The following is a 20,062-nucleotide window of genomic DNA, read 5'->3' as shown; positions in this document are numbered from 1 at the left end:
ACCTCGCCGCCGCGAGGTTTTTTTTATTTTGCTATCAGGCAAATCAGTGGGCGTTAACCACAACCCACATCGGCCCCTGCCCTACCGCATAGCGTCCTTTCTCTTCCAGCAGCCCCTGCACGCCGTTGATTTGATATACCGCGATATGGTGAGATTTCTGTCCCGCCGCAATCAGGTATTTACCGCTGCTATCGACGTTAAAGCCGCGCGGCTGGGTTTCCGTTGGCTGGAAGCCTTCAACAGACAGCACGCTGCCGTCTTCAGAGACGCTAAAGACGGTGATAATGCTGGCGGTGCGATCGCAGGTGTAGAGATGGCGACCGTCCGGCGTGATATGAATATCCGCCGCCCAGCGGGTGTCTGCGAAGTCCGGCGGCATGATATCCAGCGTCTGCACGCATTCGATTTTGCCGTGCGGGTCCTTAAGCTCCCACACGTCAACGGAGCCGTTCAGCTCATTCACGCAGTAGGCGTACTGCTGGTTAGGATGGAAGGCCATATGACGCGGGCCTGCGCCTTCTACCGTCGCCACCGCAGCCGGATTTTGCGCAACCAGCGCGCCATCCTCAGAGAGCGTAAACAGACAGATGCGATCCTGTTTCAGGGTTGGTACCCACAGCGTGCGGTTATCCGGAGAGATATTGGCCGAGTGGCAGCCTTCGAGGCCTTCCACCAGCGATACGGTATCGCCCGGCAAGCCATCGTCGCCCAGGCTTGTTACGCTGACGCAGCCGGCATTATAGGATGCGCTGAACAGGTACCTGCCCTGATGGTCGGTGGAGATATGCGTCGGGCTGCCCGGCAGCGCGGCGACGCCCGCTTCGCTAAGGCGGCCGTCATCTGGCGCAATACGCCAGGCGATCACACGAAACTCCGGACGCACCCCTACGTAGAGGAAACGTTTATCCGGACTGATAACCATCGGCTGGACCTGGCCTGGAACATCGACAACCTGCACCAGTGTGAGTTCGCCCTGTAAATTCAGCGACCAGACGTGGATCTGCTGGCTTTCCGGGCTGGCGGTATAGACTGTTTGTTTCATGTAATCTCGTTCCTCCCAACGTATCGAGTGATAGTCACAAGAGTAGCCCGTTTTGCCGCTTAAGGACGCCATTTTGAACAATGCCCCGGGCGGTGTACCATCGGCTCAGACCCTGTGACCTGAATTTGACTGGAACCTGAAATGACTTATCGAGTAATCGCCCTTGATCTGGACGGCACCCTGCTGACGCCACAAAAAACCATTCTTCCTGAATCGCTGAGCGCGTTACAGCGTGCACGCGAAGCGGGATACAAAGTGGCAATCGTGACCGGCCGCCATCATGTTGCCATCCATCCTTTTTATCAGGCACTGGCCCTGGATACACCTGCAATTTGCTGTAACGGCACTTATTCGTATGATTATCATGCAAAAAAGGTCCTAAACTCCGATCCATTGCGCCCTGAACAGGCGACGCAACTCATTGATTTACTCAATACTCACGATGTGCACGGGCTGATGTACGTCGATAACGCCATGCTTTATCAATATCCTACGGGCCATGTGCTCCGCACTGAAAAGTGGGCGCTGTCGCTGCCGGAAGCCCAGCGTCCGGTGTTTCGCCATGTGGACTCCCTGCGTGAAGCGGCACATGCCGTGGAGGCGATCTGGAAATTCGCCCTCACCGATGAAAACATTCCTAAACTACAAGACGTTGCCAGCACGGTGGAGCAGCAGCTGGGGCTGGCCTGCGAATGGTCGTGGCACGATCAGGTCGATGTCGCGCAGAGCAGCAACAGCAAAGGCAAGCGTCTGGCGCAGTGGGTGGAGTCTGAAGGGTTGTCTATGGACCAGGTGATCGCCTTTGGCGATAACTATAACGATCTGAGCATGCTGGAGGCCGCCGGTCTTGGCGTGGCGATGGGCAATGCTGACGAGGCCATTAAAGCCCGCGCGGATTTGGTTATCGGCACCAATCTGGAAACAGGCATTGCCGAAACGCTTTATAAGCACCTGCTATAGCGGTCAGTAAGCGGTGGATGGCGCTACGCTTATCCACCCTACATTTACACAGGCCGCAGGTCAGGCAAGCGTAGCGCCATCCAGCATTTACACGGGCCGCAGATCGGACAAGCGTAGCGCCATTCAGCCAGCATTCACACCGACCGCAGGACGGGCAAGGGTAGCGCCATATCCAGCCGGCATTTACACGGACCGCAGGTCGGGCAAGCGTAGCGCCATATCCAGCCGGCATTTACACGGACCGCAGGTCGGGCAAGCGCAGCGCCACCCAGCCGGCATCCACACGGGTCGTAGGTCGAGCAAGCGTAGCGCCATATCCAGCCGGCGTTTACACGGACCGCAGGTCGGGTAAGCGCAGCGCCATCCAGCCAGCATTTACACGGACCGCAGGTCGGGTAAGCGCAGCGCCACCCAAACGGCATTCACACGGGCCGCAGGTCGGGTAAGCGCAGCGCCATTCAGCCAGCATTTGCACGGGCCGCAGGTCGGGCAAGCGTAGCGCCATCCAGCCGGCGTTTACACCGACCGCAGGACGGGCAAGCGTAGCGCCATCCAGCCAGCATTCACACGGACCGCAGGTCAGGCAAGCGTAGCGCCATCCAGTATTTACAACAACCGTAGGTCGGGTAAGCGCAGCGCCACCCGACAACATACTCAGGTGGTAATCGACACGCTTTTAATTTGTGCATACAGCCACTGACCGGGCTTGACCGCCAGTTCGTCCCGCGCCCAGGGGCTGATGCGCGCCCAAAGCGTTCTGCTGCCAACCTCCAGCTGCACTTCGGTCTGCCCGTCGTCGTCAAAGCACTGCACCACTTTTGCCCGCAGCACGTTGCGAATGCTGCTGTTTACCGGCGGCTGCAAAACCAGCGAGACATCTGAAGCCTGGATGCGGATGCGCAGCGGCGCCTGTAGCGGCTTATCCAGCCTGTTCACCCAGAGATGCTGATCGCCCAGCGCCAGGGCTGTCATAGCGTAATGCGGATGGTGTTCCATCACGGTGACTTTCAGCACGCTGCTCTGCTGCTCTTTTGGTAGCCACGGGTGCATAACGCTGCTGCCCCAGACTTCTTCAAGGTTGCCGAAAGCTTTAACCTCGCCGCCATCCAGCACCAGCACTTTATCCGCAAGGTGCAGGATTTCTTCCAGCGAGTGGCTGACATACAACACAGGAATATTGATTTCCCGCGCCAGGCGCTGCAGATAAGGCAACAGCTCGCGTTTGCGGGGAATATCAAGCGAGGCCAGCGGTTCATCCAGCAGCAATAGTTCCGGTGACGTCAGCAGCGCGCGCCCGATGGCCACACGCTGCTTTTCGCCGCCGGACAGGCTCCACGGAAAACGCTCCAGCAGATCCTCTATGCCCAGCAGCGCCACCAGTTTGTCGAACTGCCCGACCATATTTCTGCTCATGCCATACTTAAGATTGCCGCGCACGCGATAGTGCGGGAAAAGGCGCGCGTCCTGAAAGACGTAACCAATGCGGCGTTTTTCCGGCGCCAGAAAGAGGGATTTTTCTGCGTCGCTCAATACGCGATCGTTAAGCACGATTCGGCCCTGCTGCGGGCGCGTCAAGCCGCTGATAGCGTTTATCAATGAAGTTTTGCCCGCGCCGGAAACGCCGAAAACCGCCGTAATCCCCTGCCCTGGTAAAGTTTCATTAATTGTCAGGCGATGGTCGCCAAGCGTCTGTATAAAATTAAGCTCCAGCATTACATCGCCCCTGTCCGTTTACGGCTCTGGCGGGCCAGCCACTCCGCCGCCAGCAATGAAACCAGCGCAAGGACGATGGAAATCACACACAGCCGGGCCGCGGCGCTTTCGCCGCCGGGAATTTGAATCAGGGTATACATTGCCGAAGGGATGGTGCGCGTCTCGCCAGGAATGTTGGATACGAAGGTGATAGTCGCGCCAAATTCACCCAGCGAACGGGCAAAGGCCAGCACCGTTCCGGCGATGATCCCCGGCAAGGTGAGCGGCAAGGTAATGGTGCAAAAGACTCTCCAGCGTCCGGCGCCCAGCGTGCGCGCTGCCTGCTCAAGCTTCATATCAACGCCCTCCAGCGCCAGGCGAATCGCCCGCACCATTAACGGGAAGGACATAACCGCCGCCGCCAGCACCGCGCCGCGCCAGCTAAACGCGAACGTGATGCCAAAGAGATCGTAAAGCCACTCGCCGATAAAGCCGCGTCGCCCCATAGCTATCAGCAGTAAATAGCCAACCACCACGGGCGGCAGCACAAGGGGAAGATGAATAAGACTGTCGAGCAAGGCCTTGCCCGGGAAGCGGCATCGCACCAGCACCCAGGCAAAGAAGATCCCAAAAGGAAGGCTAAACAGCACCGCAAGGGTGGAAACTTTCAGGCTCAGCAATACCGCCTGCCATTCGGGATCGGTCAATATCATTATCTGGTCGTAAATCCGTAACGTTGGAAGATAGCTGCCGCTTCCGGTCCTTTAAGGTAGCCATAGAATGCGGTAACGGTTGGGTTATCGTGGCCTTTTATCATCGCAATAGGGTATTCCACTTTTTTATGAGAGACTTCAGGGAAGGTGCCCACCACCTTCACGCCTTTGCTGGCTACGGCATCGGAACCGTAGACGATACCCAGCGGGGCTTCGTTTCGCTCAACCAGCGCCAGCGCGCCGCGCACGTCTTCCGCAGGCGCGAGTTTAGGGGCTAATGTTTCCCACGCGCCCAGCTTTTGCAGCGCCTCTTTGGCATAAATCCCGGCCGGCACATGGTCAGGATCGCCGACCGCCAGACGTCCCCCCTTCAGCAAAGCGGCCCAGTCGGTTTTGGCGTTAATCGCCACCTCGCCCGTTTTGCTCTCTTTTGGCGCAATAACCACCAGGCTGTTGCCGAGCAGCGTTTCGCGACTCTCTGTTTTAATGGCGTCTTTACTGGCCGCGTAATCCATCCATTTTTGATCGGCTGAAATAAACAGATCCGCCGGCGCGCCCGCTTCAATCTGGCGCGCCAGGGTGGAGGAAGAGGCGAAGGAGGAAACCACCTGGACGGTTTTTCCTTTTTGATACTGCCCGGCAATATCCTGCATCGCATTGGTTAACGATGCCGCGGCGAACACGGTAATTTTGCTGTTATCGGCAAATGCCTGGCCTGCCAGACCGACGCTCAATGCTGCGCCAAACGCGAGACTTACCCATTTTTTAGTCATGTTAATACTCCACCGAGTTTCGTTATGTACGCAGTAATATAACGATACTGAGCAAGAATATACAGATCTTATCGGCAGAAAAAGAAAGGACATTAATGAGAAACGCCCGCATAAGCGGGCGTTTAAAATCAATGGTGCTGTTTTGGCTGGTCGCGGTGACCGACTTTTGAGAAGACGTTGAAGACTTCACCTAATCCGTAGATCAAACCGAGGATCACGGCCATCACGACCGGCACCATGATCACGGCAAATGCCAAACTTTTCAATAACTCTAACATGATTGCCTCAGGTGAAAAGTAAGAGGGGCTATTCTAACGGCCCGACAGAAAAACGCACCCTCCTTTTGTGCCATTTGCCCGCATCGCCGCAATAGAGGAAAATGATATTTTTCCTTGTCCGGAGAGGGTATGCAGGCTGAAATATTACTCACGCTAAAACTCCAGCAGCGGCTGTTCGCCGATCCGCGCCGCATCGCGTTACTTAAACAGATACAACATACCGGCTCTATTAGCCAGGGCGCGAAGCTTGCGGGCATCAGCTATAAAAGCGCCTGGGACGCCATCAACGAGATGAACCAGCTCACCGATGAGACGCTGGTTGAACGCGCCACCGGCGGCAGAGGCGGCGGCGGCGCTGTCGTCACCCGCTACGGTGAACGTCTGATTCAGCTCTATGAACTGCTGGCGCAAATCCAGCAGAAGGCGTTTGACGTGCTGCGCGATGATAATCTGCCGCTCGACAGCCTCCTCGCCGCGATTTCCCGCTTCTCCCTGCAAACCAGCGCCCGCAATCAGCTGTTTGGCACGGTTCTTCATCGCGACAGCGAACAGGTTCAGCAGCACGTTGATATATTACTGGCCGATGGCGTCACGCGCCTGCAGGCTGCCGTCACCCGGGGCAGCGCTGAGCGTTTGAGCCTGAGCGAAGGCAAAGAAGTGCTGGTGCTGATTAAAGCCCCGTGGGTGGAAATCACCGCTGATGAAACCTGCGCAAGCCACGCGGATAACCGCCTGCCGGGCACCGTGCAAAGCATTCAACAAGGCGCGGAGCAAAGCGAAGTGCTGGTCTATCTTCCGGATGGGCAAACGCTGTGCGCTACCGTGCCAAACAGCGTGGTGGAAGAGCAGCGCCTGGCAGAAGGCTCTGAGGTCGTAGCATTTTTTAATGCCGACCGCGTGATTATCGCCACGCTGTGCTAAATCCGTCGGGCGATTTGACAAGCGCGCAGACAATCCGTAATTGTGGAGCTATTACTGCAAAAAATGGGATAATACATGTCTGCGTTGCAAATTTCGCAAGGCTCCTTTCGCCTGAGCGATACACAAACTCTTACTCTCAATGACTTAACCATTAGCGCGGGTGAAAGCTGGGCTTTTGTCGGAGCAAACGGCAGCGGCAAATCTTCACTTGCCCGCGCGCTGGCAGGCTCGCTGCCGTTGCTGAAAGGCAAGCGTGACTGTACTTTTTCTCGTATAGCGCATCTCTCTTTTGAGCAACTTCAGAAGCTGGTGAGCGAAGAATGGCAGCGTAATAACACCGATCTGCTCAGCCCGGGCGAAGATGACACCGGCCGCACCACCGCAGAAATCATTCAGGAAGAGCTCAAAGATCCGGCGCGCTGCGAAAAGCTGGCGGGGCTGTTTGGCATTCAACATCTGCTGACCCGCCGCTTTAAATATCTTTCTACCGGCGAAACGCGTAAAACCCTGCTTTGCCAGGCGCTGATGCCGGAACCCGATTTACTGATACTCGATGAACCCTTTGACGGGCTGGATGTGCAGTCCCGCGAACAGCTCGCCGGTCTGTTAGGCGAACTCAGCGCCCGCGGCTATACGCTGGTGCTGGTGCTAAACCGCTTTGATGAAATCCCGAATTTTGTTCAGCATGCGGGCGTGCTGGCAGACTGTACGTTGATTGAAACCGGCGAGAAGAAAAAGCTGCTTGAGCAGGCATTAATTGCGCAGCTTGCACATAGCGAAAAGCTGGCGGGCGTAGCGCTACCGGAGGCTGACGATCCGAGCGCCCGCTATACCCTGCCGGAAGGCGAGCCGCGCATTATCCTGCGTAATGGCGTAGTGCAATATAACGATCGCCCTGTTCTGCATAACCTTTCCTGGACCGTGAGTCCTGGCGAACACTGGCAAATCGTCGGTCCGAACGGCGCGGGTAAATCAACGCTGCTAAGCCTGGTGACGGGCGATCATCCGCAGGGCTACAGTAACGATTTAACGCTGTTTGGCCGCCGCCGCGGCAGCGGTGAAACCATCTGGGATATTAAAAAACATATCGGCTACGTCAGCAGCAGCCTGCATCTGGAATATCGCGTCAGCACGTCGGTGCGCAACGTCATCCTCTCAGGTTTTTTCGATTCCATCGGCATTTATCAGGCCGTGTCTGACCGCCAGCACAAGCTCACCAGCCAGTGGTTGAACATGCTCGGCATGGATAACGCCATCGCCGACGCGCCTTTCCACAGCCTGTCGTGGGGCCAACAGCGGCTGGCGCTGATTGCCCGTGCGCTGGTTAAGCACCCTACTTTGTTGATTCTTGATGAACCGCTTCAGGGGCTTGATCCGCTTAACCGCCAGCTGGTGCGCCGTTTCGTGGATATTCTGATTGGCGAAGGGGAAACCCAGCTGCTGTTTGTTTCACACCATGCCGAAGATGCGCCGGAGTGTATTACGAAGCGATTAACCTTCGTGGCCGACGGCGATGTATATCGCTATGAATTTGAGGATTTGCCCCTTCGTTAAGCTCTCGTCAATACGGCGCATATGCCTGCGCCGTTTTTCTCATCGCTACTTTCAGACAACCCGCAAAATCATTCCGACTTATAGTTGTTTTATAATCACTTTTTGCCGCAGGAAAATCTGAGCGACGGTTAGTGTAAACGATTCCACTATTTTATCCCATGTCACACTTTTTGCATCTCTGTTATGCTATGTTTAATACATACCATAGCCGTAATGGAGCGAAAAATGAGAGTTCTGGTAACAGGTGGTAGCGGTTACATTGGCAGCCATACCTGCGTGCAGCTGCTGCAAAATGGCCACGACGTCGTCATGCTGGATAATCTGTGTAACAGCAAACGCAGCGTGCTGCCGGTGATTGAACGCCTCGGCGGCAAACATCCGCTGTTTATTGACGGCGATATTCGCGATGAAGGCCTGCTGGCTGAAATTTTTCATGATTACCCGATTGACGCCGTCATCCACTTTGCCGGCCTTAAGGCTGTCGGTGAGTCGGTTAACAAGCCGCTGGAATATTACGACAATAACGTGACCGGTACGCTACGCCTGATTTCTGCCATGCGCGCGGCTAACGTCACCAACTTTATCTTCAGCTCCTCGGCTACCGTTTACGGCGATCAGCCACAAATCCCTTACGTAGAAAGCTTCCCGACCGGCACGCCTGCAAGCCCCTATGGCCGCAGCAAGCTGATGGTTGAACAAATTCTTACCGACCTGCAAAAAGCGCAGCCGAACTGGAGCGTGGCGTTGCTGCGTTATTTCAACCCGGTTGGCGCGCATCCGTCAGGCGATATGGGGGAAGACCCGCAGGGCATTCCAAATAACCTGATGCCGTATATCGCACAGGTCGCCGTTGGGCGTCGCGAATCTTTAGCCATATTTGGCAACGACTATCCTACCGACGACGGTACTGGCGTACGGGATTATATCCACGTGATGGATCTTGCCGACGGCCACGTTGCCGCTATGCAAACGCTGCATGGCCAGCCTGGCGTGCACATTTATAACCTTGGCGCAGGCGTGGGCAGCAGCGTGCTGGACGTGGTCAACGCCTTCAGCAAAGCGTGCGGCAAGCCGGTGAACTACCACTTCGCGCCGCGCCGCGACGGCGATCTGCCCGCTTACTGGGCCGATGCGACCAAAGCAGATAAAGAACTTAACTGGCGTGTCAGCCGTACGCTGCAGGAAATGGCAGATGATACCTGGCGCTGGCAGTCCCGCCATCCTCAAGGTTATCCGGATTAAGGAAAAGTGATGGAGCAGTTTAACCCGGTGGATCATCCACATCGTCGTTACAACCCGCTGACGGGTCAATGGGTTCTCGTTTCTCCGCATCGCGCCAAACGCCCCTGGCAGGGGGCGCAGGAAACGCCTTCGCAGGAGACGCTGCCGGCACACGATCCGGACTGTTTTTTGTGTCCCGGCAATACCCGGGTCACCGGCGATAAGAACCCGCAATATACCGGCACGTTCGTTTTTACTAACGATTTTGCCGCGCTGATGACAGACACTCCGGATGCGCCTGCAAGTCGCGATCCGCTGATGCGTTGCGAAAGCGCGCGCGGCACCAGCCGGGTGATCTGTTTTTCTCCCGATCACAGCAAAACGCTGCCGCAGCTAACGCTGCCTGCGTTGGAAGAAGTGGTGAAAACCTGGCAGGAGCAGACGGCGGATCTTGGCAAAAGCTGGCCGTGGGTGCAGGTTTTTGAAAATAAAGGCGCGGCGATGGGCTGCTCCAACCCGCATCCGCACGGCCAGGTCTGGGCGAACAGTTTTCTGCCAAACGAAGTGGCGCGCGAAGATGCGTTGCAGCGCGAATATTTTGCACAGCAAAGTTCGCCCATGCTCGTTGATTACGCACAGCGCGAGCTACAAGACGGCAGCCGCACCGTGGTGGAAACAGAACACTGGCTGGCCGTTGTGCCGTACTGGGCCGCCTGGCCGTTCGAAACGCTGCTGCTGCCAAAAACGCACGTGCTGCGCATCACCGATCTGAGCGCGGAACAAAGCGCCGATCTGGCGCTGGCGCTGAAAAAACTGACCAGCCGCTATGACAATCTTTTCCAGTGCTCCTTCCCTTATTCCATGGGCTGGCACGGCGCACCTTTTAACGGTGAAAACAACGATCACTGGCAGCTGCATGCGCACTTTTATCCGCCGTTGCTGCGAAGCGCCTCGGTACGCAAATTTATGGTCGGCTACGAAATGCTGGCTGAAACCCAACGTGATTTAACCGCAGAGCAAGCCGCAGAACGCTTGCGTGCCGTTTCCGACGTACATTTTCGCCAATCGGGAGTTTAAAATGAGTCTGAAAGATAAAACCCAACAAATCTTCGCCGATAACTTCGGCTACCCTGCTGCGCTGACCATTCAGGCTCCGGGTCGCGTCAACCTGATCGGCGAGCACACCGACTATAACGACGGTTTCGTGCTGCCCTGCGCCATTGACTACCAGACGGTTATTAGCTGTGCGAAACGCGACGATCGTCTGGTGCGCGTCATCGCCGCCGACTATGACAATCAGCGCGACGAGTTTTCCCTTGATAAGCCGATCCTCAGCCATGATACCCAGCAATGGTCCAACTACGTTCGTGGCGTGGTGAAACACCTGCAGCAACGCGATAAAAACTTTGGCGGCGCGGATCTTGTTATCAGCGGAAATGTGCCGCAGGGCGCCGGGCTTAGCTCATCCGCGTCGCTTGAAGTCGCGGTTGGTAAAGTGTTCCAGCAGCTTTATCACCTGCCGCTGGACGGCGTGCAGCTTGCGCTCAACGGCCAGGAGGCAGAGAACCAGTTTGTGGGCTGCAACTGCGGCATTATGGATCAGCTGATTTCCGCGCTGGGCAAGAAAGATCACGCGCTGCTGCTCGACTGCCGCTCGCTTGGCACCAAAGCCGTTTCCATGCCGAAAGGCGTGGCCGTTGTCATCATTAACAGTAATTTCAAACGGACGCTGGTGGGCAGCGAGTACAACACCCGTCGCCAGCAATGTGAAACCGGCGCTCGCTTCTTTACGCAGAAGGCCCTGCGCGATGTCGAACTGGATAAATTTAACGCCGTGGCGCATGAGCTGGATCCGGTAGTTGCCAAACGCGTGCGCCACGTGCTGACGGAAAACATCCGTACCGTTGAAGCGGCGGACGCGCTGGCGAAAGGCGACCTGGTACGCATGGGCCAACTGATGGCGGAATCCCATGCCTCCATGCGCGACGATTTCGAAATTACCGTTCCGCAGATTGATGCCCTGGTTGAGATCGTTAAAGAGACGATTGGCGATAAAGGCGGCGTGCGCATGACCGGCGGCGGCTTCGGCGGCTGTATCGTTGCGCTGATCCCTGAAGAACTGGTGCCCGCCGTTGAAAAAGCGGTGGCCGAACAGTACGAAGCGAAAACCGGCATCAAGGAAACTTTCTACGTCTGCAAAGCTTCAGAAGGAGCCGGACAATGCTAAAAGAGACGCCACAGCTCGCTCCGGACGGGCTGCCGTACCGCATCGTCACCCTGCGTAACAGCGCAGGGATGGTCGTAACAATGATGGACTGGGGTGCGACCCTGCTCTCGTGCCGCGTACCGATGAAAGATGGTACCGTACGTGAGACGCTGCTTGGCTGCGCTACGCCGGAAGATTATCTCCAGCAGTCCGCCTATCTCGGCGCAACGGTTGGTCGTTATGCGAACCGCATCGCAAACAGTGAATTTACATGCGATGGACAAACCATCAAAGTTACCGCAAATCAGGGCGAGCATCAGCTACACGGCGGGCCGGAAGGATTCGACAAACGTCGCTGGCGCATCGTTCGTCAGAACGAGCAGGAAGTGCTTTATACGCTCGATTCTGCGGACGGCGATCAGGGTTTCCCGGGCGAGTTTCGCGCCACGGCCCGTTACTCGCTCACCGACGATAACCGCATCGTGATTGAGTTCCGTGCGAAGGTTGATAAGCCCTGCCCGGTGAACCTCACTAACCACGCCTACTTCAATCTTGACGGCGCGCAAAACGATGTGCGCCAGCATCAATTGCAGCTCTTTGCCGACAGCTACCTGCCGGTAGACGCCAGCGGTATTCCGCAGGCGGGTCTGAAAGCGGTGGCAGGCACCAGTTTTGATTTCCGTAACGCGAAAACCATCGCCGATGATTTTCTCGGTGAAGAAGATCAGGTGCTGGTGAAAGGCTACGACCACGCATTCCTGTTGCAGGCTAAAGGTGATATCAGCGAGCCTGCCGCGCGCCTCTGGTCCAGCGATAACCAGCTGCAGATGACCGTTTATACCTCGGCCCCGGCGCTGCAGTTCTACAGCGGTAACTATCTGGACGGCACGCCGGCACGCGAACAGGGCACTTACGCCGCATACCAGGGCCTGGCGCTGGAAAGCGAGTTCCTGCCGGACAGTCCGAATCATCCTGAATGGCCGCAGCCGGACTGCTGGCTACAGCCGGATGGGGAATACCTGAGCGTGACTGAATATCAGTTTATCCCGCAGTAGCGCTTATGCCCTCCTTTACCGGAGGGCAATTCTTATCCTGATTGCTGAATATCCCGCCAAAAGCCGACAAAAAATAACGCCAGATTCACATCCAACTTACACTTCACGCTCTTTTTCGCTATGTTAAACGTTTAGATTGCCGCAGGTTGTCCCACGGCAATATAATGATAATTGTTATCATTAATCGCAGGCTTATTAAGGAGTAAACTATGGCTGTTACTAAGCTGGTACTGGTTCGTCACGGCGAAAGCCAGTGGAACAATGAAAACCGTTTCACGGGTTGGTATGACGTCGACCTGTCCGAGAAGGGCAAAACTGAAGCAAAAGCCGCCGGTCAGTTGCTGAAAGACGAAGGCTACTCCTTCGATTTTGCCTACACTTCCGTGCTGAAACGTGCCATCCACACGCTGTGGAACATCCTCGATGAACTGGATCAGGCCTGGCTGCCGGTTGAAAAATCATGGAAGCTGAACGAGCGTCACTACGGCGCGCTGCAGGGTCTGAACAAAGCTGAAACCGCAGAAAAGTATGGCGACGAGCAGGTTAAACAATGGCGTCGCGGTTTTGCTGTGACGCCACCAGAGCTGACCCGTGATGACGAGCGCTTCCCGGGGCATGACCCGCGTTATGCATCGCTAAGCGATAAAGAGCTGCCAACTACCGAGAGCCTGGCGCTGACTATCGATCGCGTTATTCCTTACTGGAACGAAACCATTCTGCCACGCATGAAAAGCGGCGAGCGCGTGATCGTTGCGGCGCACGGTAACTCCCTGCGTGCGCTGGTGAAATTCCTTGATAACCTGAGCGAAGAAGAAATTCTTGAGCTGAACATCCCAACCGGCGTGCCGCTGGTGTATGAGTTTGATGAAAACTTCAAACCGCTCAAGCGCTACTACCTGGGCAACGCTGACGAAATCGCAGCCAAAGCTGCGGCGGTTGCGAACCAGGGTAAAGCGAAGTAATTCGCAGGATGTGAAAAAGGCGTGGATTGTTCCACGCCTTTTTTTATTGCTAAAAAGGATTTAACCGCGACGCGTTTTCACCGCTGCGGCCAGCTGGCGCAGAAGCGTTTCGGTGTCTTCCCAGCCAATGCAGGCATCAGTGATGCTTTTGCCGTAGGTCAGCGGTTCGCCGCTCTCCAGACTCTGATTCCCTTCCACCAGATGACTTTCAATCATCACGCCGGTAATGGCCTGATCGCCGCTGGCGATTTGCTGGCAGACGTCTGCACCTACTTCCATCTGCTTTTTAAATTGCTTGCTGCTGTTCGCATGGCTGAAGTCGATCATCACCTGGGCTGGCAGGCCGGCTTTCACCAGATCTTGTTTAACCTGGGCTACGTGCGCCGCGCTGTAGTTCGGTTCTTTACCGCCGCGCAGGATGATGTGGCAGTCGCCGTTGCCGCTGGTGTTAACGATAGCGGAGTGGCCCCACTTGGTCACCGAGAGGAAGCAGTGCGGCGCGCCCGCCGCGTTGATGGCGTCGATAGCGACTTTCATCGTGCCATCGGTACCGTTTTTAAAACCGACCGGACAGGAGAGCCCGGACGCCAGCTCGCGGTGCACCTGAGATTCGGTGGTTCGCGCGCCGATTGCGCCCCAGCTCATCAGATCTGCCAGATACTGTGGCGTGATCATATCAAGAAACTCACCCGCGGCCGGCAGGCCCGAGTCGTTAATATCAAGCAGCAGCTTACGGGCGATGCGCAGGCCGTCGTTAATCTGGTAGCTGCTGTCCATATGCGGATCGTTAATCAGCCCCTTCCATCCGACGGTAGTACGCGGTTTCTCAAAGTAAACACGCATGACCACTTCAAGCTCGCCCTGCAGCTCTTCACGCAGAGCCAGCAGGCGCGTGCCGTACTCTTTAGCGGCTTTGATATCGTGAATGGAGCATGGGCCGATAACCACCAGCAGGCGATCGTCGTTGCCCTTCAGAATTTTGTGAATAGCCTGGCGGGCGTGGGAAACCGTCTGGGCTGCTTTTTCGGTGGCCGGAAATTTTTCAAGCAGCGCTACAGGAGGCAGGAGTTCGTTGATCTCTTTGATGCGTAAGTCGTCGTTCTGATAATTCATGATATATCCGGAAGGTTTTTACATTTTTGCCGAGTTGCAATCCCTTCAATCTATATCTTCATCACAGAAGTGTAAACGCCCTTTTACACTGCGGGCGGATTATTCCTGGAGTTGAGTTTAAAGTCGTCAAAACATGGCGGAAAGTGAGATCAAGGCTACAATTTTTACTGTTAACGCTGAAAATTGTCAGTTTTACAAAATTGTATTCTGAACGCATTTCTATCGCCGATACTTTTTTCTGTTATACCCGGCGCGATCGGTACAATTTTTGCACTGTTGGAAGAAGTTATCCAGCAATAACGACCAGAACAGGAGCATAAAGATGAATAAATTAGCCATGCTTTTCCTCACAGCTTCACTTTCTGCCGCAAGCGGCGCGGCACTGGCTGCTGATACCCCATCCGGTAGCGAAACAAATAACGGCCAGGCGAACTCCAGCGCTGAAGCCGGACAGGTAGCTCCTGACGCCCATCAGAACGTGGCGCCTAAAGGCGTTGACGGTAATGACGTGAATACGACAGGTACCGATATCAACGCCAATAACAAGGATACCAGCGCTTCTGGCGAAGCCATGGATTCTAAAGACGTCCATAAAAACACCATGTGTAAAGATGGACGATGCCCGGATATGGACAAAAAAGTTGAAACGGGCACCGGTAACGACGTAGATACCAAGACTGACGGTACTTCACAGTAACCTGATGGTTAGTGATAAAGGAGAGCTTCGGCTCTCCTTTTTTATTTCAGCATTTTCTAATGAGTTGAACAGGCTGGCGTTTATAATTAGCGCAACGTTGTTTTTGCCTGCGGGAAAATATGGCTCACTCACATTCACATCAGCACGCTTCTCAGGATGCCAACGCGAAACGCCTGTTATGGGCTTTTGCTATCACCGCAGTATTTATGGTGGCGGAAGTTATCGGCGGCCTGCTCTCCGGTTCGCTGGCGCTGCTCGCCGATGCAGGGCATATGCTGACGGACGCCGCCGCGCTGCTGGTTGCCCTTATCGCCGTACGGTTCGCCCGTCGCCCGCCTAACTCCCGTCGCACTTTTGGCTGGTTACGCTTAACCACACTCGCGGCGTTTGTGAACGCCCTTGCGCTGGTTGTGATTACTCTACTAATCGTCTGGGAAGCTGTTCAGCGCTTCGCTCACCCGCAGCCCGTTGCCGGTTGGACGATGTTAACTATCGCCGTCGCTGGGCTGGTGGCAAATATTGCCTCATTCTGGATATTGCATCGCGGTAGCGAGGAGAAAAATCTCAACGTTCGCGCGGCAGCGCTACATGTTTTAGGCGATTTGCTCGGTTCTGTGGGCGCTATCATCGCCGCGCTGGTCATTTTATGGAGCGGCTGGACGCCGATAGATCCAATTCTGTCCATTCTGGTTTCCTGCCTTGTCCTGCGCAGCGCGTGGAGTTTGCTTAAGGAAAGCGTGAACGAGCTGCTTGAGGGGGCGCCGGGGGCGATAGATATTGAAACGCTGAAGAAAAAGCTGTCTCGTGGCATTCCGGAAGTGCGGAACGTGCACCATGTGCATATCTGGCTGGTGGGCGAGAAACCTTTGATGACGCTGCATGTGCAGGTGGTTCCTCCCCACGATCATGACGCGCTGCTTGGGCGGATCCATCATTTTCTGGAACAGGAGTATCAGATTGAACACGCGACGGTGCAAATGGAGTATCAACCCTGCAGCGGGTCAAATTGCGATTTAAATGAGCATAGCCATCCCGGCCATGCTCATCATCACTGATCAGGAGAGCGCGTGCGAACCCCGCTCGCGCGCGCTTTTAATCCACATGCGGCTGCCGTTAAGGGCGATAAACGTCAGGAGCAGATATTCGAGCGACATCGCATAAACGCCTTGCCGTGCAAAAATGACGACGCTGATAACGTTGATAGCCACCCACAACAGCCAGTTTTCGACGTACTTACGCGTCATCAGAATCATCGCCACGATAGAAAGCACCATCATGCAGGAATCCCAGAACGGGAAAGCGTCCGGCTGTAGCTCCGGCATGGCGACATTCAGGCCGAGCGCCTGCATCACCGATACGGCAATGCGGGTCAGGTAAGCAAAAACGGGATCGATAAAGACGGTCATCAGCCCAATCGCGCCCACGCAGACGGCAAGCCAGGCCAGCGCTTTAGGTAGCGGCAGCCAGCGTATGCGCAGCGCAGCCTCATTATCGCTGGTCTGTCGCGACCACGCGTACCAGCCATAAATATTGGCGGCGAAGAAGAACACCTGCAGCAGCAGGCTGGCATATAGCTGAATCTGGAAGAAGATAACGGCAAACAGCGTGACGTTGATTAATCCAAACGCGTAATTGCTGATTTTCTCAAGGCTTGCAAGCCAGATGCACAGCAGCCCGGCTATCGTGCCTACCGCCTCAATCCATGATAAATCGTAGCCACCGGCCCCGATCGGTATGTGAACCAGAATGTTTTGCGTGCTAAAAAAATCCATATTTTCCCCTGAGCGTAATGTCCTATGCGTTGCCTTTTATTGAACGGCGTAGTTCAGCGGCGAAATCTAACATCCGGTTAAGCGGCACCAGAGCTCCCTCACGCAACGCGGCGTCCACGTGAATCTCGTGAGCCGCCCCGCCCCGCTCCAGGCCCTCAGCGATAGCTTGAAGGCCGTTCATCGCCATCCACGGACAATGAGCGCAGCTTCGGCACGTTGCGCCTTCACCTGCGGTCGGCGCTTCCAGCAGCTCTTTATCCGGACATGCCTGCTGCATTTTGTAAAATATTCCCCGGTCGGTCGCCACAATCAGCTGCCGATGAGGTAACGTTTTTGCCGCGGCAATAAGCTGGCTGGTTGAGCCGACTGCGTCAGCCATATCAACCACCGCCTGGGGCGACTCCGGATGCACCAGTATCGCCGCATCTGGATATAGCGTCTTCATGCGCGCCAGCGCCTGGGTTTTAAATTCGTCATGCACAATGCAGGCCCCCTGCCAGCACAGCACGTCCGCACCGGTTTGTTTCTGCACGTAGCTGCCCAGATGACGATCTGGTGCCCAGATTATTTTTTCGCCGAGGCTATCAAGATGCTCGATTAGCTCCACCGCAATGCTGGAGGTGACAACCCAGTCCGCGCGCGCTTTAACCGCCGCTGAAGTATTAGCATAGACCACGACCGTACGGTCGGGATGCTGGTCGCAGAAGGCCGTAAACTCATCTACCGGACAGCCAAGATCCAGAGAACATTCAGCGTTCAGGGTCGGCATCAGGATGGTTTTCTCAGGGCTGAGAATTTTTGCCGTTTCGCCCATGAAGCGTACGCCGGCCACCAGCAGCGTGGAAGCTGAATGGTTTGCTCCGAAGCGCGCCATTTCAAGCGAGTCAGAAATACAGCCGCCGGTTTCTTCCGCCAGCGCCTGGATTTCGGGATCCGTGTAATAATGCGCCACCATTACCGCGTTGCGCTCTTTGAGTAAGCGCTTGATTTTTTCGCGATAGAACTGTTTTTCGTCCACGCTTAACGGCACCGGCTTCGGCGGGAAAGGATAAATGGCGGCTTCCGGTTCGAACATGACGCTCATATTGCATTCTCGTTTGGCTGACTTAACAAAATCGACGTAATTAACGCATCCGCAGAGCATAAATCACGCACGTTGTTTTATATGCTAAACAAGATAGCGAATTATGGGGGGATTGTCGTGTGAATTTTGCAGGCTCGGAAACAACAAAAGCGCCTGTAAGGCGCTTTTGTCTGAATTTGGTGGGTCGTGCAGGATGATTCGGCCTGTGGCCTCACCCTTCGGGTCGTTGCCGTGCAACGCTGTGTCGCTTTTCGCTCAACCCGAACCTGCTGCAGGTTCGAACCCTTCACGTTTTACCTACTGCATTTCATCTGAAAGATGGTGGGTCGTGCAGGATGATTCGGCCTGGGGCCTCACCCTTCGGGTCGTTGCCGTGCAACGCTGTTTCGCTTTCGCTCAACCCGAACCTGCTGCAGGTTCGAACCCTTCACGATTTATTTATTGCATTTCATCTGAAAGATGGTGGGTCGTGCAGGATTCGAACCTGCGACCAATTGATTAAAAGTCAACTGCTCTACCAACTGAGCTAACGACCCGCTGTGCGGATACTGCTTGTTTCAAAGAGGCATTCATCAAAAGATGGTGGGTCGTGCAGGATGATTCGGCCTGCGGCCTCACCCTTCGGGTCGTTGCCGTGCAACGCTGTTTCGCTTTCGCTTAACCCGAACCTGCTGCAGGTTCGAACCCTTTACGATTTACCTACTGCATTCATCAAAAGATGGTGGGTCGTGCAGGATTCGAACCTGCGACCAATTGATTAAAAGTCAACTGCTCTACCAACTGAGCTAACGACCCGCTATGCGGTAATGCACTCTGCTACAACATGTGATATCGAAATTTGATAGGTTGTGCAGGATGATTCGGCCTGTGGCCTCACCCTTCGGGTCGTTGCCGTGCAACGCTGTTTCGCTTTCGCTCAACCCGAACCTGCTGCAGGTTCAAACCCTTCACGCTTCACAAACTTCTTATCACAGCGAAAATTGGTGGGTCGTGCAGGATTCGAACCTGCGACCAATTGATTAAAAGTCAACTGCTCTACCAACTGAGCTAACGACCCATTTTCGTGTCGCTGCCGGTTAGCTACTTATCCCCCGGCAACGGCGGCATATATTACTGAATTAAGATTTTGACGCAACAAGAATTTTGACACAGATCGCTTAACTGCTTAGTAATCGCGCGGCAAGACCAGAAAAACAGCGTTATCTGGTCAGGCCGCAAGCATTACATCGCATTCAGACGCTTCTGCGCCTGTTTTGCGCCATCGGTATTGGGAAACTGTTTGATCACCTGTTGATAGACGGCCTTCGCTTTCGCGGTGTCGCCTTTGTCCTGCATGATCAAACCCACCTTGTACATGGCGTCCGGCGCTTTGGGCGACTTGGGATAATTTTTCACCACGGAGGCAAAATAAAACGCCGCGTCGTCTTTTTTCCCTTTGTTGTAATTCAACTGCCCAAGCCAGTAGTTCGCATTAGGCTGGTAAGTTGAATCCGGGTATTTTTTCACAAAGCTCTGAAACGCGGCCAGCGCTTCATCCTGGCGAGATTTGTCCTGCACCAGCGCGATTGCCGCATTGTAATCGCTGTTTGCATCTCCGCCCTGTACAGGCGTGCTTGCCGCCGGTGCGTTTGTAGAGGCACCCGCGTCAGGCGCTGGCGTTGCCGCGCCCTGATCGTTACCGCCAGCTGCTCCTGCCGCCGCCCCGCCGTTGCTGAGGCCATCTATCTGCAACAGAATTTGCTTCTGACGCTCCACAACCTGATTGAGCTGATACTGGTTTTCCTGAATCTGTCCGCGCAGAGAATCAATATCCCTTTGGTTATCGGAGAGCTGTTGCTGGAGTTGAGTTAAAAGCTGACTGTGAGCGTTAGAAATACGCTCGAGTTGGGTGACGCGGTCTTCGACCGAGCCTGAGCCGACACTACTGATTGGCGCCTGAGCAAAAGCGGCCCAGGGGGCCGCTATGCCAACCAGTAACGACAGACTCAACAAGTGATGTCTGAAGTTACTGCTCATGCA

General features: G+C 55.2%; 19 protein-coding genes, 3 tRNA genes and 4 other RNA genes. 10 read left to right on the top strand and 16 right to left on the bottom strand.

Annotation, left to right across the window (positions count from 1 at the left end; translation table 11 throughout):
* Positions 1-43 precede the first annotated feature (43 nt).
* Positions 44-1,042, bottom strand: a complete 999-nt coding sequence (gene pgl, locus WLO31_RS06015; RefSeq protein ID WP_435929585.1) for a 6-phosphogluconolactonase — start codon at positions 1,040-1,042, stop codon at positions 44-46.
* A 141-nt stretch (positions 1,043-1,183) separates the two neighbouring features.
* Here pgl and WLO31_RS06010 point away from each other — a divergent pair, with 141 nt between their 5' ends.
* Complete coding sequence (locus WLO31_RS06010) at positions 1,184-2,002, top strand: pyridoxal phosphatase (protein WP_435929584.1); 819 nt, start codon at positions 1,184-1,186, stop codon at positions 2,000-2,002.
* Between the two features lie 654 nt (positions 2,003-2,656).
* On the opposite strand, the gene modC is transcribed toward WLO31_RS06010, so the two are convergent.
* The 4 genes from modC to WLO31_RS05990 form a co-directional block, all read right to left on the bottom strand.
* Positions 2,657-3,715: a molybdenum ABC transporter ATP-binding protein ModC gene (gene modC / locus WLO31_RS06005; protein WP_435929583.1), complete on the bottom strand. Its 1,059-nt coding sequence runs from the start codon at positions 3,713-3,715 to the stop codon at positions 2,657-2,659.
* Positions 3,715-4,407: a molybdate ABC transporter permease subunit gene (gene modB / locus WLO31_RS06000; protein WP_435929582.1), complete on the bottom strand. Its 693-nt coding sequence runs from the start codon at positions 4,405-4,407 to the stop codon at positions 3,715-3,717. Before modB ends, modC begins: the two co-directional genes overlap by 1 nt.
* Positions 4,407-5,180, bottom strand: coding sequence for a molybdate ABC transporter substrate-binding protein (gene modA, locus WLO31_RS05995; RefSeq protein WP_435929581.1), 774 nt, complete (start codon positions 5,178-5,180; stop codon positions 4,407-4,409). Before modA ends, modB begins: the two co-directional genes overlap by 1 nt.
* A 128-nt stretch (positions 5,181-5,308) precedes the next feature.
* The gene (locus WLO31_RS05990; RefSeq protein WP_271122198.1) at positions 5,309-5,458 is read right to left on the bottom strand and encodes an AcrZ family multidrug efflux pump-associated protein; all 150 of its coding nucleotides are present in this window, start codon (positions 5,456-5,458) and stop codon (positions 5,309-5,311) included.
* A 129-nt stretch (positions 5,459-5,587) separates the two neighbouring features.
* Here WLO31_RS05990 and modE point away from each other — a divergent pair, with 129 nt between their 5' ends.
* The 7 genes from modE (at position 5,588) to gpmA (ending at position 13,377) form a co-directional block, all read left to right on the top strand.
* A complete protein-coding gene (gene modE, locus WLO31_RS05985; protein ID WP_435929580.1) occupies positions 5,588-6,379 on the top strand; it encodes a molybdenum-dependent transcriptional regulator in 792 nt (263 codons plus the stop codon).
* 75 nt (positions 6,380-6,454) lie between these two features.
* The gene (modF, locus tag WLO31_RS05980; RefSeq protein WP_435929579.1) at positions 6,455-7,933 is read left to right on the top strand and encodes a molybdate ABC transporter ATP-binding protein ModF; all 1,479 of its coding nucleotides are present in this window, start codon (positions 6,455-6,457) and stop codon (positions 7,931-7,933) included.
* A 225-nt stretch (positions 7,934-8,158) separates the two neighbouring features.
* The gene (gene galE / locus WLO31_RS05975) at positions 8,159-9,175 is read left to right on the top strand and encodes a UDP-glucose 4-epimerase GalE (RefSeq protein ID WP_435929578.1); all 1,017 of its coding nucleotides are present in this window, start codon (positions 8,159-8,161) and stop codon (positions 9,173-9,175) included.
* A 9-nt stretch (positions 9,176-9,184) separates the two neighbouring features.
* Complete coding sequence (galT, locus tag WLO31_RS05970; protein WP_435929576.1) at positions 9,185-10,231, top strand: galactose-1-phosphate uridylyltransferase; 1,047 nt, start codon at positions 9,185-9,187, stop codon at positions 10,229-10,231.
* A 1-nt stretch (position 10,232) separates the two neighbouring features.
* A complete protein-coding gene (gene galK / locus WLO31_RS05965; protein ID WP_435929574.1) occupies positions 10,233-11,381 on the top strand; it encodes a galactokinase in 1,149 nt (382 codons plus the stop codon).
* Positions 11,375-12,415, top strand: coding sequence for a galactose-1-epimerase (galM, locus tag WLO31_RS05960; protein ID WP_435929573.1), 1,041 nt, complete (start codon positions 11,375-11,377; stop codon positions 12,413-12,415). Before galK ends, galM begins: the two co-directional genes overlap by 7 nt.
* Positions 12,416-12,624: 209 nt before the next feature.
* Positions 12,625-13,377: a 2,3-diphosphoglycerate-dependent phosphoglycerate mutase gene (gene gpmA / locus WLO31_RS05955; protein ID WP_271122205.1), complete on the top strand. Its 753-nt coding sequence runs from the start codon at positions 12,625-12,627 to the stop codon at positions 13,375-13,377.
* Between the two features lie 60 nt (positions 13,378-13,437).
* On the opposite strand, the gene aroG is transcribed toward gpmA, so the two are convergent.
* Positions 13,438-14,490, bottom strand: a complete 1,053-nt coding sequence (aroG, locus tag WLO31_RS05950; protein ID WP_435929572.1) for a 3-deoxy-7-phosphoheptulonate synthase AroG — start codon at positions 14,488-14,490, stop codon at positions 13,438-13,440.
* A 316-nt stretch (positions 14,491-14,806) separates the two neighbouring features.
* Between aroG and WLO31_RS05945 the strand changes: the two genes are divergently transcribed.
* Both WLO31_RS05945 and zitB read left to right on the top strand, forming a co-directional pair.
* Positions 14,807-15,187, top strand: a complete 381-nt coding sequence (locus tag WLO31_RS05945) for a YbgS-like family protein (RefSeq protein ID WP_435930528.1) — start codon at positions 14,807-14,809, stop codon at positions 15,185-15,187.
* A gap of 119 nt (positions 15,188-15,306) precedes the next feature.
* Positions 15,307-16,242, top strand: coding sequence for a CDF family zinc transporter ZitB (gene zitB, locus WLO31_RS05940; RefSeq protein WP_435929571.1), 936 nt, complete (start codon positions 15,307-15,309; stop codon positions 16,240-16,242).
* Here zitB and pnuC read toward each other — a convergent pair whose 3' ends face one another.
* The 10 genes from pnuC to cpoB form a co-directional block, all read right to left on the bottom strand.
* The gene (gene pnuC, locus WLO31_RS05935) at positions 16,243-16,959 is read right to left on the bottom strand and encodes a nicotinamide riboside transporter PnuC (RefSeq protein WP_435929569.1); all 717 of its coding nucleotides are present in this window, start codon (positions 16,957-16,959) and stop codon (positions 16,243-16,245) included. It lies immediately after the preceding gene.
* Positions 16,960-16,981: 22 nt separating this feature from the next.
* Positions 16,982-18,043: a quinolinate synthase NadA gene (gene nadA, locus WLO31_RS05930; RefSeq protein ID WP_435929567.1), complete on the bottom strand. Its 1,062-nt coding sequence runs from the start codon at positions 18,041-18,043 to the stop codon at positions 16,982-16,984.
* A 177-nt stretch (positions 18,044-18,220) separates the two neighbouring features.
* Positions 18,221-18,347, bottom strand: a non-coding RNA gene (locus WLO31_RS05925) — RtT sRNA.
* Between the two features lie 15 nt (positions 18,348-18,362).
* Positions 18,363-18,488, bottom strand: a non-coding RNA gene (locus tag WLO31_RS05920) — RtT sRNA.
* Between the two features lie 15 nt (positions 18,489-18,503).
* Positions 18,504-18,579: transfer RNA gene (locus WLO31_RS05915), tRNA-Lys, on the bottom strand.
* A gap of 44 nt (positions 18,580-18,623) precedes the next feature.
* Positions 18,624-18,749: non-coding RNA, RtT sRNA (locus WLO31_RS05910), on the bottom strand.
* Positions 18,750-18,762: 13 nt separating this feature from the next.
* Positions 18,763-18,838: transfer RNA gene (locus WLO31_RS05905), tRNA-Lys, on the bottom strand.
* 44 nt (positions 18,839-18,882) lie between these two features.
* A non-coding RNA gene (locus WLO31_RS05900) (RtT sRNA) lies at positions 18,883-19,008 on the bottom strand.
* A gap of 16 nt (positions 19,009-19,024) precedes the next feature.
* Positions 19,025-19,100 (bottom strand) — tRNA-Lys (locus WLO31_RS05895).
* 164 nt (positions 19,101-19,264) lie between these two features.
* Positions 19,265-20,059, bottom strand: a complete 795-nt coding sequence (gene cpoB / locus WLO31_RS05890; RefSeq protein WP_435929566.1) for a cell division protein CpoB — start codon at positions 20,057-20,059, stop codon at positions 19,265-19,267.
* Between the last annotated feature and the right edge of the window lie 3 nt (positions 20,060-20,062).

Origin of the sequence: Dryocola sharpae, from assembly GCF_051307055.1 — a bacterium.
Lineage (GTDB): Bacteria > Pseudomonadota > Gammaproteobacteria > Enterobacterales > Enterobacteriaceae > Dryocola.
Note: the sequence above shows the minus strand (reverse complement) of the source record. Positions and strands in the feature narration are given on the sequence as shown.